Source organism: Hydrogenophaga atypica, assembly GCF_042665215.1.
Taxonomy (GTDB): domain Bacteria; phylum Pseudomonadota; class Gammaproteobacteria; order Burkholderiales; family Burkholderiaceae_C; genus Hydrogenophaga; species Hydrogenophaga defluvii_A.
Genome location: NZ_JBHTCA010000070.1, coordinates 1 through 1,910, shown reverse-complemented (window position 1 = coordinate 1,910; position 1,910 = coordinate 1). Strand labels below are relative to the sequence as shown.

The 1,910-nt window shown below is 59.9% G+C and carries 1 protein-coding gene and 1 pseudogene; one reads left to right on the top strand and one right to left on the bottom strand.

The window, feature by feature from the left end; all coding sequences use genetic code 11:
• Positions 1 to 91: 91 nt before the first annotated feature.
• Entirely contained in the window at positions 92 to 1,099 is a 1,008-nt protein-coding gene (locus ACFQPB_RS23800) for a Bug family tripartite tricarboxylate transporter substrate binding protein (protein ID WP_382228896.1), read from the bottom strand.
• Between the two features lie 154 nt (positions 1,100 to 1,253).
• Between ACFQPB_RS23800 and ACFQPB_RS23795 the strand changes: the two are divergent.
• Positions 1,254 to 1,520: pseudogene (locus ACFQPB_RS23795) on the top strand (3-keto-5-aminohexanoate cleavage protein); the annotation flags it as partial.
• Positions 1,521 to 1,910 lie beyond the last annotated feature (390 nt).

The window sequence follows — 1,910 nt, the reverse complement described above, 5'->3', positions numbered from 1 at the left end:
GTGTAGGTGACGATCTTGCGTATGTGGGCGTTCATGCTGATTTCTAGCTAAATTGGATGGGAAACGGATTGGCTGAGAGTCCTGCCGCTCTTCATTCAGGCTTGATGTTGGCGGCCTTTATGACGGCCTTGTACCGGTCGGATTCGGCTGCCATGAACTTGCGGAGCACTTCAGCCGACTCACCCGAGGCGCTGATGCCCAGGTCAGCCAGTTTTTTGCGCAGGCCCGGATCAGCCAGCACCTGTTGGGCCACGGCCTGCAATTTTTGTGTCACTTCGTTTGGGGTCTTGGCAGGCACGAACAACCCAAACCAGACATTCAAATCGAACCCTTCAAGCCCTGGCTGCTTGCCCATGGCCGGAATGCCAGGGGCCAGATCGGATGGCTCGGCGCTGGTGAGCGCCAGTGCCTTCAACCGCCCTGCCTTGATGTAGGTTTGTGCGGCGCTGAGCGTAGAGACCGCCACATCGATTTGCCCGCCCAGAAGGTCCACCAGCGCGGGCGCGGCACCCCGGTAGGGGATGTGGGTCATGAACACGTTGGCGCGCATCTTGAGCAATTCGCCAGACACGTGCATGGGCGTGCCGTTGCCTGCCGATCCGTAGCTGAGCGCCCCTGGTTTGGCTTTGGCCAGTTTCAACAGTTCCGCCACGTTGTTTGCGGGCAAGCTTGGCTTACCCAGCAGAACCATGGGGCCCGTACCCACAAACGCCACTGGTGACAGGTCGCGTGTGGCGTCGTATGCGATGGCCGGGTTGATCAGCTTGTTGATCAGGATCTCAGAGCCGGAGCCTAGCAAGACGGTGTACCCGTCGGCCACGGCACGGACCGTGCGCTGCGTGCCCAGGACACCACCTGCGCCGGCCACGTTCTCTATGACGACAGGTTGCCCTAGCTTTTCTGACAACAGCGGCGCCATGCTGCGCGCAATGATGTCTGAGCTGCCTCCGGGAGCGAAGGGCACCACCAGCGTGACGGCTTTCTCAGGGTATGCGGCCCAGGCAGCAGCGCTGCACAAGAGCGCGGTGCCAGCTGCCAGTGAGCTGACGAGTCGGGTGCACATCGTGCGGCGATTGGTTGCGGATGCGGGGGATGTCATGCAATGTCTCCTTTGTTGAATTCGGTATGATGGTATACCAACATACAAAGAAGTGCAAATGCTCACCCCATGTCTTTGGGGGCATTCTGCTGAAGGGGGGGAGTGAGGAGCGGCCCGGGCACTTTTGCTTCTGCCCTGCAGCATTTTCTGAGCCAGCGGCATCGGTCCTTCATAGCAGAAGGCTAACGTTGTTCCACTGCTGCTGGTCGGGCACGCACGCGTTGGGCTGGAGGACAAGTTGTACTGCCGCCAGGGCGAGCTGGCCAACAAAGTGCAGCTGACCGAACGCATCGTGCGAATCGTCTGTTAGCTTGGAATGGAGCCGGCGAACCCGTCGGAGGTTTCTCAGATCATGGGATTGCCACGCACAGATCTCATCCGGGTCGCTTTTGCTCTGCGCTCAGCAGAGTTGCTGTCCTGAAAGGTTTCGACAACGCCATTCAGCCGGGCCAGTTTCTCTCTCCATGGCGATGCTTGCACCCGCTGAAGTGATGCCTGATTGGGACCACGGCGTTAAGCCTTCGCGTCGAAACACGCGTGCCTTGCATGTGACAGGCGGAGGCGCCGCCACGTTGCACACCAAAGAGGTCAGATTTCCAAGTCGCCTGGCTCAAAGGAGAAGATCGACTGGGGCGCCACGCCATGGATCTGGCCCGGCGCACTGAACAAGGCATTCGCCAATGTCAACTGGCCCGGTGTTAGGGACTGAGAGGCCGCTGGACACGGCGTGCAGCCTCGGCGCAGTTACGACTTGTCGAGATCGCGCTTGTCCGCAGATGGGTTGACGATCGTCTCGTGGTGATTTTTGGCG